We start from the raw sequence: 14,988 nt of genomic DNA on the forward strand, positions 1-14,988 counted from the left end.
AGGACAGGTTATATAATGAAAGCGTTATCAAAGTATGCTATGGGAGGTAGGAATCATGACTCGAAAACGTATCCGAAGACTAGGAATACTCGTCCTGCTGACAGCGATGTCAGGCTCTTTGTTTAACGTTGCTCCCGCTGTAACCCATGCCGCAGCCAGTGAAGACTACAGCTGGAACAGTGTGGTTACCGGGGCGGGCGGCGGTTTTGTGCCGGGGATTATTTTCAACCAGAGTGAACCGGATCTGATCTATGCGCGGACGGATATTGGCGGGGCTTACCGCTGGAATGAGGCGAGCGGGAGCTGGATTCCGCTGAATGATACCGTCGGCTGGGTGGACTGGAACAAGAACGGTGTAGACGCGCTGGCTACCGATCCGGTTGATCCGGACAAGGTGTATATGGCAACCGGGACGTACACGAATTCCTGGGATGGCAATGGTCAAATTATGCGCTCCAGCGACCGGGGGGATACATGGCAATCCACGCCGCTTCCGTTCAAGGTGGGAGGTAATATGCCTGGACGTTCAGCCGGAGAACGGCTGGTGATTGACCCGAATAAGAACAGTATCCTGTTCTTCGGGGCGCGGAGCGGGAACGGCCTTTGGAAGAGTGTGGACTCCGGGGTGACCTGGTCCAAGGTTACCTCCTTCACTAACGTAGGGACGTATGTCCAGAATCCTGCGAATGAGTATCAGAGTGATATCGTGGGCCTGTCCTGGATTACTTTTGATAAAAGCACGGGCTCTGCTGGACAAGCTACCCAGACGATCTATGTCGGAGTCGCAGATACGGCCGAAAGTGTGTTCCGCAGCACGGATGGAGGAGCAACCTGGTCGGCGCTGCCGGGTCAGCCGGTAGGCTTGCTTCCGCATCATGGGGAGCTGTCCGCAACCGGCGATCTGTACCTTACCTACAGTGACGGGGTCGGGCCGTATGACGGACGCAAGGGTGAGGTCTGGAAATATAACACAACCAGCGGCGTCTGGAAAAACATCAGCCCGTCGACCGGAGCTGACAACTTCTACGGCTTCGGGGGGCTTGCACTGGATGCCCAGCATCCGAATACGCTTATGGTCGCCAGCCTTAATGCCTGGTGGCCGGACGAGGTGATCTTCCGCAGCAAGGACGTCGGGGAGACCTGGCGCCGGATCTGGGACTGGGGCAGTTATCCGGAACGTAATTATAAGTTCGAGATGGATATCACGGCGGCCCAATGGCTTGATCACGGATTGACCTCAACTTCCCTTGATCCCGCGCCAAAGCTGGGCTGGATGATGGGGGATCTGGAGATTGACCCGTTCAACTCGGATCGGATGATGTACGGTACAGGTGCTACAATCTACGGTACGAATAATCTGGGGGCCTGGGATACCGGCGGCAAGGTTAAAATATCCGTGATGGCCAAGGGAGTAGAAGAGACTGCGGTGCTGGGGCTGATCAGCCCGCCGGCGGGCGCTCATCTGATTACTGCGCTTGGCGATGTGTCCGGCTTCCGGTATGAGGATCTAACAGCGGCCCCGGTCAAGTTCCAGACCAGCCCTTCCTGGGCCAGCACGAACAGTATCGATTATGCGGAGCTGGACCCGGCCTATGTTGTCCGTGTCGGCGGTGTGGACAAAGAGAAATATCCGAACGGTAAGTCGATTGGGATCTCGAATGACAACGGAAAAAACTGGTACATGCCGAATGCAGAACCCTCCAAAGGAGGCAGTACCACGGTAGGGCAGGGTCAGGTAGCTGTATCTGCCAGTGGGAATGCGCTTCTGTGGAGCACCTCGGATATCGGGATCTTTTACTCCAAGTCAGGCGGCAACTCCTGGACAGCGAGCAGCGGAATTCCTGCCGGAGCGAAGATAGCATCCGACCGGGTGAATCCGAATAAATTCTATGGCTTCTATGAGGGTAAGCTCTATGTCAGTACAGATAGCGGAGCCGCCTTCACAGCTACGGCTGCGACCGGCTTGCCAGCCAATAACGTGAACGGCCTCCAGCCGAGCCAGGCGCAAGTGAGCCTGAAGGCCATGCCGGGCGTGGAAGGCGATATCTGGTTTGCCGGCGGACATCCGCAGGATAAGTATGGCATATGGCATTCTACGAACTCCGGGGCAAGCTTCACTAAGTTGAGCAATGTGGAAGAAGCGGACCTGATCGGGTTCGGAAAGGCCGCGCCGGGTGAGAATTATATGGCACTCTATACGGTAGCCCAGATTGATGGCGTTAGAGGAGTCTTCCGTTCGGATGACGCTGGAGCCAGCTGGGTGCGGATTAATGATGATAATCATCAGTATGCCAGAATCAACATGGCGATTACAGGAGATCCGCGGATCTATGGACGCGTGTATCTGGGAACCAACGGACGCGGAACCTTATACGCTGACCCGGTGAACGCACCGGTTACAGGCGCTACCATTACGCCAGTCAGCGCGGGTTTTGACAAGAAGAGCGGGAATCAGAGCGATATCGGAGTGACGATGACGCTGAACGGGAACACCTTAACCTCTATTAAGAACGGAGCGGCAACGTTAACAGCCGGAACGGATTACACGGTCACTGGTTCGGCAGTGACCATTCACAAGGCCTATCTGGCCGCGCAGGCTGTGGGTACAACCACGCTGAGCTTTCACTTCAGCGCCGGAGCCTCTAAGACCCTGGCGGTTACGGTAGTGGATACGTCCACAACAGCCACAGATTCAGCGATTACGCCAGTCAGCGCGGGCTTTGACAAGAAGAGCGGGAATCAGAGCGATATCGAAGTGACGATGACGCTGAACGGGAACACCTTAACCTCTATCAAGAACGGAGCGGCAACGTTGACGGCTGGAACGGATTACACCGTGAGCGGTTCGGCAGTGACGATTCACAAGGTCTATCTGGCCGCGCAGGCTGTGGGTACAACCACGCTGAGCTTCAACTTCAGTGCCGGAGCCGCGAAGACCCTGGCGGTCACGGTAGCGGATACGACAGCGCCAGCGGATGGCGGGCTTAAAGTTCAGATGTACAATAGCAGCCAGGCGGCTGCGGTTAATGCGCTGAGCCCGCGGATTAAGCTGGTGAATACCGGAACGGCTGCGGTATCACTGGGGGATGTGAAGCTCAGATATTATTACACCAGTGACGGTGAGCAGGCTCAGAATTTCTTCTGTGACTGGTCACAGGTGGGAAGTGAGAATGTCACGGGAACGTTTGTGAAGCTTCCGGCTGCCTTGAGCGGAGCGGATTATTATATGGAGCTTGGCTTCAATAGTGCCGCTGGCTCACTGGCCCCGGGAGCAAGCATAGATATTCAACTGCGTGCGTCCAAAGCGGATTGGAGCAATTATACCCAGACTGAGGATTATTCCTTCAATCCAGCAGGTACGGCTTATGCAGATTGGGCCAAGCTTCCGGCTTATATATCCGGCAGTCTCGTATGGGGCAACGAACCGTCTTAACCGGGATCACGGACCCTCAGCAGCAGTGATCGTGTCATGCATGATTGTTTAGTATAATCAACCGTTTGCCCATGAGATTGATCATGGGCAGACGGCTTTTTTTGTGAATAGATAGAATGGATGTATTTCACTCTGCATCAAGGGAACCTTCGTCCGCCAGCGGACCAATATAGATTGAATCCAGACAGAGAGGAGAGGGAGAGATGACCGAAGAAGAGCTTCACGATTGTCTGTACAGGCTGGGCAATGGAGATAATGAAGCCTTTACCTTACTACATAACAGTATTAGGCAGCAGGTGTACGGGACGGTCTGTCTGCTGGTTAACCGGCAGGCGGATGTGGCCGATGTCGTCAATGAAATCTACATCGAGCTGTTCCGCAGTCTGCCGAAGTATGACGGCAAGCGGCCGTTCGGGGCATGGCTGAACGGAATGATCGTGAGACAATGCAGCAACTGGAACCGGAGGAGCTGGCGCAGGCTGCGGATTGTTATCCGCAGCAGGGAGAATGCGTCAGAGGCATTGTTTCCGGGGGCAGATATACCGCTCCTGAAGCAGGAGCAGCGCGGAGCGCTGCTGGAGCTTGTAGCCGGACTGTCCCCCAAGCTGCGCAGTGTAATTGTACTGCGTTATTATGGGGAATGCAGCTTCGACGAGATTGCATCCGCTCTGGATATTCCGCTGGGCACTGCGAAATCCAGGCATCACAAGGCGCTGCGCAAGCTGCGGCAGAACGCTGTACTTACAGAGGAAGAGGAGCTGAAGGGGGAATGGGCATGTCTGTCGAGGATCAACTGAAACGGGATTTTGACTTCTATAAACAAACGGCAACCGTACCGGAGCAGCTGGACAGGCGGTTATCTGCCAGTTTTGCGCAATATTATAGCCTGGAGAAACCCGGAGGCTCCAGAAGGCCGGTGCGCGGAACCGTCCGGATCGCTCTTGTACTCTGCGGCCTGATGCTGTTCGGAGGTGTTGTTTATGGTGCAGAGAGGTTATGGGCCATCAGCTATGGTTCTACCGGGATTGAGGTGAATGTCCATCAGGGGATTATTGAAACAGCGGCATTTGGCAACAAGACGCGGCAGGTGATTGAAGAGATTCAGTCCCAGTTGGCGGTGAACGAATCGGCTATCCTGTATATTACTGAGCCTAACGCCGGTCATTCATTGCGTATGATCAACCGCCCGCAGGTGTTCACAGATATAGAGAGCTGGAAGAAGATTATGGAGCCGATCACGGGCACTTTGGCAGTACCGGGCAGATTGCCGGAAGGGTATCATTTCTCCGAAGGGAGGTCTGACAGCACAGTGGGGATCACAGATGGCTCCTGGGTGAAAAAATACACCAATGTACTCACAAAGCGGCTAAAGCCCGGTGAGCATTACGCCTGGATCAAGAGCTTCAATGTTCCCAATCTGCTGGCCGGAACCGTAAGCCCCGAGCTGGTATACCAAGGCCCTAAGGGGAAGGAGGATGCGATCACTGTTAGTTATTCCCCCCTTGGCCCTGAATCACAGCTTCAATCCGATGTTGGAGCCGATTCAACGGTTAAGCAGTTGAAGGTGGGTTCGGTAAAAGCATTGTATGTGGTGTCCCGGCAAGCTTATGAAGTAAGCAGCACCGGCTATTATGCATATATCCGCTGGATTGAGCTGCGGGAGAATGAGGATAAGAATATTCTGCACCAGGTGAGCACGGAATCGAAGGAGGTATCCAGAGAGACTTTACTTACAGTAGCTAAGGGGCTGCGTTAGGTCCGCATAACACATATAAACCTCTATTGTCGATAATTACATCAACAATAGAGGTTTATATTATTACTACTATACCCATGTTTCTTCTCAGACTCCTTATCCTATCCTTTGTACTCAGCCGGGTAGAAATCGTCCGAGGCGGCAGTTGATTTGCCTATCCTGCACATTAGATCTGCTCTATTTCATCCGCTGCCCACGATAGGAAGGGTTGTTAGACTTGTGAGCTTTAAGAAGCTCATACCGTTTCGTGTAGGGAGAGATAGATGGAAGCCTTTAATGTCAGGATCAAAGATATAGTCTCAGCTCTCAAGATTTCCTTGAGCTGATACCTGGATTATACCGTCCTGCGCGTGAATAGTAAAAAGTCAAAACCCTCAAATTTGTGCTTATTTGCTGCAGAATTTTAATGTAAGCGCTATTATTCTGCTGTTTCCTTAGTTTTTATAAAAATTCAAAAGGGATATCACTTGCTGTATAATTTACAAGATGATTACGTTACGGAAGGGGAAGAACGGAATGAGACTGTTTGGAATCAATCTTGCGGAGACCGGCAGCGAACGGCTGAAGTCTTTTCTGGAGGATAATTATATCACTGCGGGTTATCCCGGTCTTGGTGATCTGGAGAATAACAGCAGGGAAGAGATATGCAGCAAGCTTATGGAGGCCGCTTACCAGGGGCAGGAGCTGGAGCAAGCACTGGGAAGCCTGGACTGCTTCGTAAATGCCATGCAGGATGGGGACTATGTGCTGATGGCAGATGAAGAGTGGGTGTATCTCGGGGACCTGGGTGATTATTTCTATGATGCCCGGCTTGACGGAAGCGAGGACGGAACAGTTCACCGGCGGGGAGTAACCTGGCTGAAGAGTCTGCCCCGTGCTGCGGTCAACCCGGCTGTAACAGAGCTGCTTGCAGCTGACGGCAGGGTCACGGAGTATTCCGGAGTGCTCCCCGCAGCCAGAATAGATCTGTGGTTCGGGGATCAGGCTGCGGATGGCGGGAGTGCCGCCGGTACCGGTCCGGTTCAGGTGGATGAGGCCACAGTATCGAAGGCACTGGCTATTCTTACAGCAGCCCTGCACAGTACGGATGTGGAGCGGCAGGAGCGCGCGGCAGTGGCTATTCTGCAATATGCCAAATGAATGATTTCAAAAAGGGTCTTTCCGGCTGAAGCGCCGGAAAGACCCTTTTATATCCTATGCCGGGTTTAGATGAATTCAACGAACTCATTCACAGGCTTGCGGTAACCGCGCGGTCTGATCTTCTGCTGGTTGTCTTTGCCGATAGTGATCAGCATCACCGGGACCAGATGATCGGCGAGACCGAGGGAGGCCTTCACCGCTTCGGGATCGAAGCCGATCATCGGGCAGGTATCCCAGCCCTTATCCTTGGCAATCAGCATGAACTGCATGGCTGACAGAGAGGCATTGCGGATTGCTTCATCGCGCTGAAAAGCATCATTACCGGTATAAGAGCCGTTGATGGCTTGGATCGTCTGATCATAAGCCTCTTCGCTCATGGCGCCTAGCAGCTTAAGTCCGCTATAAATTTCGGGAGCCTGCAGATAAGCATTCTTATCACCCAGGACAACGATAACAGCGGAAGCGGTATGGATTTTGTATTGGCCGTAGGCGGCATTGCGGATTTCTTCCTTCACCGTATCGTCGCTGATGACTTTGTAGTGGGTGTGCTGCAGGTTAAAGGCTGAGGGGGCCAGGCGGGCCAGCGAGAACATCTCTTCGAGTTCACTTTGCGGAATCTTAACCCCTTCCACGAAATTATTGGCCGATCTGCGGGACTGTACCAATTCGGAAAAAGTACTCATTATTGATTACCTCCATCGTAATATGTATGCTGCTTAGTTATAATCAATTGCTAATATATTTAAATGTACTTACATTAAGTTACTTGCTTAAGATATCACGACTATTCCCATCCGTCAATGAGAAAACACAATAAATTTATAAATTCTGTTCAAATTGCCGATTGCGATAGATAAACGAAGAAAAGAAGTGATTATTATCACATAATTAGGCTATAAAGCCAAAAAGATTGTGACATTTATAACAAACACAGTGTTATAATAGTCACATAGTTTCATTGGATGAAATTTCACCAGCAATACCATCGTAAAGGAGACTTTGATATGTCAGAAACCATTACTCAAACCCCACTTGAGCAAGAAAAACCAGCAGCAGCCCTCCCCAGAGAGGATATTCTGCAAGAGCTTTTGAAGCCGGAGGTTCAGCAATCTCTGATTCTTCTGGTCGAGCAGCTTCCGCAGATTACTCAACTCGTCAGCACATTGAGCAAATCGCTGGACTTCGTGCAGTCGGTTGCCACAGATGAAGTATTGAAGAATGATACAGTAGGTGCAATCCAGGAGATGGCGGGTCCTGTGGTTGGCACGGTCAAGAACCTGGCGGCTACCGCCATTGAAGCGAAGGACCGAGCGGATGCAAGCACAGAAACAATCAGCCTGTTCGGGATGATGAAGATGATCAAGGACCCGCAGGTGCAGAAGGCGCTCCGGTTCATGAATGCTTATCTGCAGGTCAGCGGCGAACGTCAATCCGGTAAATAATCTGTTCAACTCTTAATTGTAAGGATGGAGGAATTCTCATGTCAAAACATATCGTTATTCTAGGTGCAGGTTACGGCGGCCTGTTGAGTGCACTAACCGTACGTAAATATATGAGTAAGGCTGAAGCCAGAGTTACTGTAGTCAATCAATATCCTACGCACCAGATTATTACGGAATTGCACCGGCTTGCTGCGGGCAGTGCGTCGGAACAGGCGGTGGCGATGCCGCTTGCCAAGCTGTTTGCCGGTAAGGACATCGACCTGAAGATTGCCAAGGTCAATTCCTTCTCCGTGGAGAACAAGCAAGTCATCCTCTCGGACGGCGTGATGTTGACTTATGACGCACTGGTGGTAGGACTCGGCAGCACGACAGCCTACTTCGGTATTCCCGGACTAGAGGAGCACAGCATGGTTCTGAAATCAGCAGCGGATGCGCTTAAGATTCATGCACATATTGAAGACCGGATTCGCCAGTATGCTGCAACCCGCAACGTCGCGGATGCCACTATTCTTATCGGCGGCGGCGGTCTGACAGGAGTAGAGCTGGTAGGTGAGATTGCTGACGTACTGCCTAAGCTGACTAAAAAGTACGGAGTCGATCCAAAAGAAATCCGGCTCCTGCTCGTTGAAGCCGGTCCTAAGATTCTGCCGGTGCTGCCGGATCATCTGATTGAGCGCGCTACAGCCAGCCTGGAGAAACGTGGCGTTCAGTTCCTGACCGGTCTTCCTGTTACCAATGTGGCCGGCAATACCATTGACCTGAAGGATGGCCAGCAGATCGTGGCGAATACCTTCGTCTGGACGGGCGGCGTACAGGGGAATCCGCTGGTCGGCGAATCCGGACTTGAAGTGAACCGCGGCCGGGCAACGGTGAATGAGTTCCTGCAGTCCACTTCACACCAGAATGTATTTGTAGCCGGCGACAGTGCGGTATACTTCGCGCCGGACGGCCGCCCATATCCGCCAACCGCACAAATTGCCTGGCAGATGGGTGAGCTGATCGGCTACAATCTGTTTGCTTATCTGAATGATAAAGCTCCGGAAGCCTTCAGCCCGGTCAATTCCGGCACACTTGCCAGTCTGGGACGCAAGGACGGGGTAGCCATTGTCGGCGGTAACTCCACCCCGCTGAAGGGGCTGCCGGCTACGCTGATGAAGGAAGCCAGCAATATCCGTTATTTGACCCATATTCACGGGTTGTTCAGTCTGGCTTATTGATCAACGTTACAAAAGCAGCGATTCCCGTTATTCGGGAATCGCTGCTTTTTGTTTATGCTCCATTGCCGCTTGTGTATTGTGTCCAAGAAACTCCCCTGAAATATAGGGAATAGCATATTGAATATATTGTTCTGCAGACAACGTACTGTTAAGCTTCCAATCCAGAGTTGCTCCAAATATGCCCGCACTTAACACAGAGGCGCCAACTTTGATGGATTCCGAATCCGATATTTGATGATCGTTTTGTAGAATAGTCTGAAATAATTTCTCCAGTTCAAACTTTATTTTGGATTCGAAAATATATCTGAACGATTGAAAACTTCTCTTGCATTGGGAGGTTAATTCATTTTCGAAGTTCCTCTGAAACGTTGTTAGCAGCATGAAGATATTGATCATCGTCTCTTTATTTAAGGTGTCGAAATTCTTCAGGCAATCCCCGAGTTGTTCTACAATCCCTTCAGAAATAGCATTTTCCATCAATTCATATTTATCCTCGAAATGAGCATAAAAGGTTGCCCGGTTCAGCGTTGCCTGGTCCGTGATATCTTTAATAGTGATATCCTTGAAGTCTTTTTTGTTAGTTAAATGTGTAAACGCATCCACCAACAATTTCCTCGTTCGGATAGTCCGGGGATCGGGTCTCTTGTCCTCCATATGAAATTTCCTTCCTTCCATAATCAACAGATGTATTGAAATGTTGCTTAAGCCATAATCGGGCGAAACTGATGATTGAATTATGCTCGAACTTCACTAAAATTAATTATACAACATGTGTTGCTTATAATAAATATGTTGATTAGATGTCCGGAAGGAAAGGGAGTTGTCAAATAGCATGAACAGAATAACAGATATTCTAGGGATTAAGTATCCCATCATTCAAGCACCTATGTCTTGGGTGACATCAGCCGAACTGGTCGCAGCAGTATCGAATGCCGGGGGGATGGGGACACTTGGCCCAAATGCAGGGCATCATACGGTAGCAAATGGGCCAGAAGATAGTGCAGAACGTTTAAGAACAGAGATCAGAAAAACGAAAGCATTAACAGATAAGCCTTTTGGAGTCAATTATTTCCCCCCTGCTGTGGATGCAGGAGCGAATCCTTATGGAGAAGCGCAATTAAAGGTTCTAATGGAGGAGGAGGTACAGGTTCTTGTGGTCGTTGGCGAAGCGAACGAAAAGGATATGAAAAGATTGAAGGGATTAGGCTTCACGGTCGTTTTCAGGGAACTGCATCCAACGGTTATGGGAGCCAAAAAGGCAGAAGGAGCAGGTGCTGACATTATTGTGGCTACTGGTTTTGACGAAGGCGGTTCGACGCCGGACATCCCGGTTGGTACAATGACAGTCGTTCCTATGATTGTGGATGCGGTGAAAATCCCCGTCATGGCAACCGGAGGGATTACGGATAAGCGAGGGGTAAACGCTGCTTTTGCCTTAGGCGCCGAAGGGGTGTATCTTGGTACAAGGTTCATTGCATCTGTTGAGTCGCCTGCCCACGAGAATGCTAAACAGGATATAGTGAAGCACGGTACAGAAGATTTAGTCCTTCTTCGCACCGGTTACGGCGGCTACTGGCGGGCAACTCCGCATTCAGCGGCTTTAGAGGCTCACAAGCTGAAGGATCATGAAGTGGATAGCACTTATTCGAGAATAGGAAATTTGAAGACAGCCATGTTGGATGGGCAGCTTGAAGAAGGAATTAATACCGTATCCAGTGGAATCCAGTTTATTCAAGAGATTACAACATGTGAGGAAATCATAAATGAACTAATGGCGGATTATATCTTGAAAAATATACAATGAAAACGTGTTCGCAGGAACGCCTATTTGCTATAATGATCATGTTTATACTATTAGATGTGTTCATAGGAGGATTTAGGCATGCCATTTCAAAAGAACGATATCATCTTGTTCCAGGGGGATAGTATCACGGATTGCGGACGTAATTACGCTGACGCTGCATCGCTGGGTGTAGGTTACGCGCTGATGGCGGGCGCCCGTCTGGGGCTGCAGTATCCGGAGAAGAACCTTACGTTCATCAACCGGGGGATCAGCGGCAACCGTGCAGTGGATCTGCAGGAGCGCTGGGGTAGGGATTGTCTGGAGCTGAAGCCAACCTGGGTATCCATTTATATTGGAGTCAATGATACTTGGCGGCGGTTTGATTCCGGGCAGGAGACAACAGCGGCCGAATTCGAGGCCTCCTACCGCGACCTGATTGAACGCACGAAGCAGCATCTGGATGCCAGGCTGGTGCTGGTTGAGCCGTTCGTGTTGCCGGTGCCGGAAGACCGTAAGGGCTGGCGTCAGGATCTGGACCCGAAAATTCATGTAGTACGTGAGCTGGCCCGTGAATATGGCGCTGTGCTCGTCCCGCTGGACGGCTTGTTCGCAGCGGCTTCCGTTAAGGCTGAGCCTGCCTTCTGGGCTGGTGACGGTGTCCATCCTTCACCTGCCGGACATGCGCTGATTGCAGATGCCTGGATGAGAGCAGTAGGGGCTATAAGCTAAAGTGGAATAGCGGGAGAACTGCTACATACCGAAATTGCCGCACAACCGGTTCCTGCGTATAGGGGACCGGTTGTTGTTATCTGTCCGGGAGTTCATTTCACTCTGCGTAATAAGACTGTTATACTTGTATCATACATAAGAATCGGCGGAACCATTGGCAGCGGAGCTGCACAGGATGAAGAAGCCCGGAAATACGAGAGGAATGTGAACAGGAATGACGAGCGAGACGCTCCAGGATATGCAAGGACTGAAGGCAGCCGGTAAAGTAGTAGGCCACACCATCGCAGAGATGAAGAAGAGTGTAGTCCCCGGAATGACGACTGCGGAGCTGGATGAAGTGGGGGCGAAGATTTTGAACCATTTTGGCGCAAAATCAGCTCCTAAGGTAACCTACAATTTTCCCGGAACTACCTGTATTAGTGTGAATGAAGAGGTGGCCCATGGAATTCCGGGACAACGGGTGATTCAGGCCGGGGATCTGATCAATATTGATGTCTCAGCCGAGCTGAACGGTTATTACAGCGATGCCGGAGTATCCTTCCAGCTCCCTCCTTATAATGAGAAGCTGATTCATCTCTGCCGGAGCACGGAAGAAACAATGATGAGTGTGATTAATCATCTCAGAGCGGGAATGAAGGTTAACGAGATCGGCCGGGTGATGGAGTCAGAAGCACGGAAACGCGGCTATAAGGTGGTGCGTAATCTGTGCAGCCATGGCATCGGCAAGGCCTTGCATGAGAAGCCTTTTGAAATTCTGCCCTTTTATAATCCGCGGGTGACCACAGTTCTGAAAGAAGGCCAGGTCATTACCATAGAGCCGTTTCTGTCCACGGGCGCTGACTTTGTAGAACAGCAGTCGGATGGATGGACGCTCAGTGTGGCCGATAACAGCCGGGTGGCCCAGTATGAACATACGATTGTGGTAACCAAGGGCAAGCCTATTATTCTGACCAGCGCCTGAGGCGTACAGAATATTGTAACAGCGGCAATGTATGCCTTACGAATTCGATTCCCATAATAAATAAAGTGATGTGAATATGCACAGGATCTGTTTCTAGAATCGGAGGGTTAATGATAGTGGATAATGTATCGCATGTCAGTCAAGCATTTATGACGTTTATGAAGGAAGCGCCGGAGCAGCAAAAGGCTTTTGGGGAGGTAGTGCAGAAGCTGGATGCTGCAAGCAGTCTGGATGCCAAAACCGAAGAGATTGCCTATATCTCTGTACTTGCGGCGGTCAGACTGGAGAGCGGACTGCCTTTTCATGTCAAACACGCCAAAGCGCTCGGTGCTACCCGCGAGGAGATTATCAGCGCCGTGCTGCTGCCTTTTCCGGCCGTAGGCAATGTGGTGATTCAGGCCTTGCCGGTGGCATTGCAGGCATATGACAGCGAGTAGTGGCCCGAAGCCTGCTTAAGGACAAAGTGAACCGGAGCAGCCGGGAAGTACATCTTAGAGCTTGCCAGACTCCCCCTGAGGATTGACAACGGCCTGGAATGTAACTATTATAGTTGCATCTGGCGGAAAGCTTCCGGTCAGTGCGAAGGAGAGATTGTCATGAACATTAGCACCCGGTTTGCGGTAGCTATTCATATTCTAACTTTAATCGACAGCAACAAAGACGGCAAAAGCACCTCGGAGTGGATTGCCGGCAGTGTCAATACGAATCCGGTGGTCATCCGCCGTCTCACAGGTATGCTGAATAAGGCCGGTCTGGTGGAGGTCCGCCCCGGCGTAGCGGGAGCGAAGCTTACCCGCAGCGCAGCCGACATCACGCTGCTGCAGATCTATCGGGCGGTCAATGCAGTGGAAGAGGATTCGCTGTTCTCTGTCCACGAGCATCCGAATCCCGACTGTCCGGTCGGCAAGAACATTGCCGGTGCGATTGTTCCCGTATTCTCGCTGGCGCAGAAGGCCATGGAGAATGTGCTCCAGGAGGTCACTCTGGATCAGATCGTACATCAGATTCCTGTTTCGTGAGGCAGCTATGTGAGACCCCGCCGTGCCCCGGCGGGGTCTTTCTTTTGATATATCATTTTCATCAAACCTTTATGTGGTTTTCATCTGGCGTTAAGCTTCGCTAGGTATATTAGTCACATGACCCCCTTACAATAGACTTTGGCCCTGCCGGATACCGGCAGGGCCGCTTTTTTATGACGGACTGGATTACCCGGCCTATTCTTTACACCTAATTCCGGATCGTTTAGACTGACAACATACATACGATCTAAGGAGATGTTGTTCATGAAGAATCATTATACTATCCTGGGAGCGGCACTGATTCTGGGTCTTTGCGGTGTGGCAGGCAGCTTCGTTATCAGCAAAGAGCTTACACCCGGCTATGAGATGCGGCAGCAGACTATAGCGGAGACGCAGAAGGAAATGCAGGATACGGACCACCCGTTAATGACGCTCACAGAGACTGCGCAATTCCTGCGTCTGAGTGAGGAGCAGGTCATGAATATTATGAAGGCAGAGAATGCCGTTCTGAGGAATGACGGACCTTTCGAGGGCAAGAAGCTCCCTTATCTCAGGGTGGACAATGAGTTCCTGTTCAACAAGCAGCAACTGCTGAATTGGATTCAGCTGGCTTCTGTGGAGAACAGGGTATATAATGGCACGAAATTAATTGTTCAATAATGTTTACCAGTGATTGGAGGGAGAGCTGCAATGAAATTTTTCACCATACCCTGGTATGAGGAAATGCAGGTGCGCGGGTTCATGGTATTCCCAGAGACGGAGCAGGATTGGCTGGAGGATGTGGCCTGGCATGTTGCGGAGGGAATCAGCTATGAGGAGCGGGCGAAGGATTTCCTGGAGTATATGAAAGCGGACTTGCTGAAGTATCTTCCTGAGTACTTCCATTCCTCTATTTATGATGGAACGATAAATTCAACCTATCCGGCTCCAGAATTCAAGGAACAGGCATTGCAGTGGGGCAGGAATTATGATGAACGGCTACAGGAGAATTTCAGGGAATACCGTCAGGGTTTCGAGGCCATTAAGGATCTTCTCCCGGCCCCTGCCTTGCAGCTAGTCGAGAAGAATCTGCATGATTCGCGGGTAATCTCTTATGTAGTTCCTGAAGATGGAGTGATGGAGATGACTCTGGACTGTAGCGGTGCCATGCATTATCAATGTGATATTCGGCTCAGATTCACTGGTGTGACCGGACTCATGCTGCCCGAGCAGCTAGAGAAGAAATATTGGCTGTATGATGAGATCTATGCGGTGGAGCAAGGATTCGAGCTCCGGGTTCTGATGGATTCCCCGCCGAGTGAGTTGAGAATTACGGCCCAGGATATCTCGATAGAGCTCCTTGGTGAACCGAATTACTGAATAACTGCTTCGGAGCCTGGCCCATGGGCCGGGCTATTTTTATGGGCGAACGGCGTATTAAGCGATTTTTAAAAGTAATTGACAAACATATAGATCGCTACTATAATTAAGTTAGTTAGTGTGTAACGGGAATAGTTACAAGCACGGAA

15 protein-coding genes are annotated in these 14,988 nt (G+C 50.9%); 13 read left to right on the forward strand and 2 right to left on the reverse strand.

The window, feature by feature from the left end; genetic code table 11:
- Window positions 1-55: 55 nt before the first annotated feature.
- The 4 genes from HQN87_RS00280 (at window position 56) to HQN87_RS00295 (ending at window position 6,329) form a co-directional block, all read left to right on the forward strand.
- Complete coding sequence (locus HQN87_RS00280) at window positions 56-3,433, forward strand: X2-like carbohydrate binding domain-containing protein (protein WP_173126000.1); 3,378 nt, start codon at window positions 56-58, stop codon at window positions 3,431-3,433.
- 203 nt (window positions 3,434-3,636) lie between these two features.
- Complete coding sequence (locus HQN87_RS00285; RefSeq protein WP_173126003.1) at window positions 3,637-4,230, forward strand: sigma-70 family RNA polymerase sigma factor; 594 nt, start codon at window positions 3,637-3,639, stop codon at window positions 4,228-4,230.
- Window positions 4,209-5,189, forward strand: coding sequence for a hypothetical protein (locus tag HQN87_RS00290; RefSeq protein ID WP_173126006.1), 981 nt, complete (start codon window positions 4,209-4,211; stop codon window positions 5,187-5,189). The genes HQN87_RS00285 and HQN87_RS00290 overlap by 22 nt, the downstream gene beginning before the upstream one ends.
- A gap of 516 nt (window positions 5,190-5,705) precedes the next feature.
- The gene (locus HQN87_RS00295) at window positions 5,706-6,329 is read left to right on the forward strand and encodes a DUF8426 domain-containing protein (RefSeq protein WP_173126009.1); all 624 of its coding nucleotides are present in this window, start codon (window positions 5,706-5,708) and stop codon (window positions 6,327-6,329) included.
- A 65-nt stretch (window positions 6,330-6,394) separates the two neighbouring features.
- On the opposite strand, the gene HQN87_RS00300 is transcribed toward HQN87_RS00295, so the two are convergent.
- Entirely contained in the window at window positions 6,395-7,012 is a 618-nt protein-coding gene (locus HQN87_RS00300) for a nitroreductase family protein (protein ID WP_173126012.1), read from the reverse strand.
- A gap of 321 nt (window positions 7,013-7,333) precedes the next feature.
- Between HQN87_RS00300 and HQN87_RS00305 the strand changes: the two genes are divergently transcribed.
- Complete coding sequence (locus HQN87_RS00305; RefSeq protein WP_173126015.1) at window positions 7,334-7,771, forward strand: DUF1641 domain-containing protein; 438 nt, start codon at window positions 7,334-7,336, stop codon at window positions 7,769-7,771.
- Between the two features lie 38 nt (window positions 7,772-7,809).
- On the forward strand, window positions 7,810-8,988 hold the full coding sequence (locus tag HQN87_RS00310) for an NAD(P)/FAD-dependent oxidoreductase (protein WP_173126018.1): 1,179 nt from the start codon (window positions 7,810-7,812) through the stop codon (window positions 8,986-8,988).
- A gap of 27 nt (window positions 8,989-9,015) precedes the next feature.
- Here the strand turns inward: HQN87_RS00310 and HQN87_RS00315 are convergent, their stop codons facing one another.
- Window positions 9,016-9,642 carry a TetR family transcriptional regulator gene (locus tag HQN87_RS00315; RefSeq protein WP_173126021.1) on the reverse strand — a complete coding sequence of 209 codons (627 nt, stop codon included), beginning with the start codon at window positions 9,640-9,642 and terminating at the stop codon, window positions 9,016-9,018.
- 178 nt (window positions 9,643-9,820) lie between these two features.
- Here HQN87_RS00315 and HQN87_RS00320 point away from each other — a divergent pair, with 178 nt between their 5' ends.
- The 7 genes from HQN87_RS00320 (at window position 9,821) to HQN87_RS00350 (ending at window position 14,839) form a co-directional block, all read left to right on the forward strand.
- Window positions 9,821-10,792: an NAD(P)H-dependent flavin oxidoreductase gene (locus HQN87_RS00320; protein ID WP_173126024.1), complete on the forward strand. Its 972-nt coding sequence runs from the start codon at window positions 9,821-9,823 to the stop codon at window positions 10,790-10,792.
- A 78-nt stretch (window positions 10,793-10,870) separates the two neighbouring features.
- A complete protein-coding gene (locus tag HQN87_RS00325; protein WP_173126027.1) occupies window positions 10,871-11,500 on the forward strand; it encodes an SGNH/GDSL hydrolase family protein in 630 nt (209 codons plus the stop codon).
- Between the two features lie 214 nt (window positions 11,501-11,714).
- Entirely contained in the window at window positions 11,715-12,461 is a 747-nt protein-coding gene (gene map, locus HQN87_RS00330; protein ID WP_173126029.1) for a type I methionyl aminopeptidase, read from the forward strand.
- A gap of 149 nt (window positions 12,462-12,610) precedes the next feature.
- Window positions 12,611-12,898 (forward strand): carboxymuconolactone decarboxylase family protein, encoded by a 288-nt coding sequence (locus tag HQN87_RS00335; protein WP_436836448.1) that lies wholly within the window; start codon window positions 12,611-12,613, stop codon window positions 12,896-12,898.
- Window positions 12,899-13,057: 159 nt separating this feature from the next.
- Window positions 13,058-13,480 carry an Rrf2 family transcriptional regulator gene (locus HQN87_RS00340; RefSeq protein ID WP_173126035.1) on the forward strand — a complete coding sequence of 141 codons (423 nt, stop codon included), beginning with the start codon at window positions 13,058-13,060 and terminating at the stop codon, window positions 13,478-13,480.
- A gap of 264 nt (window positions 13,481-13,744) precedes the next feature.
- Entirely contained in the window at window positions 13,745-14,140 is a 396-nt protein-coding gene (locus tag HQN87_RS00345) for a helix-turn-helix domain-containing protein (RefSeq protein WP_173126038.1), read from the forward strand.
- Between the two features lie 30 nt (window positions 14,141-14,170).
- A complete protein-coding gene (locus HQN87_RS00350; protein ID WP_173126041.1) occupies window positions 14,171-14,839 on the forward strand; it encodes a DUF4085 family protein in 669 nt (222 codons plus the stop codon).
- Window positions 14,840-14,988 lie beyond the last annotated feature (149 nt).

Origin of the sequence: Paenibacillus tritici (assembly GCF_013204885.1) — a bacterium.
GTDB classification, from domain to species: Bacteria; Bacillota; Bacilli; order Paenibacillales; family Paenibacillaceae; genus Paenibacillus_AQ; species Paenibacillus_AQ tritici.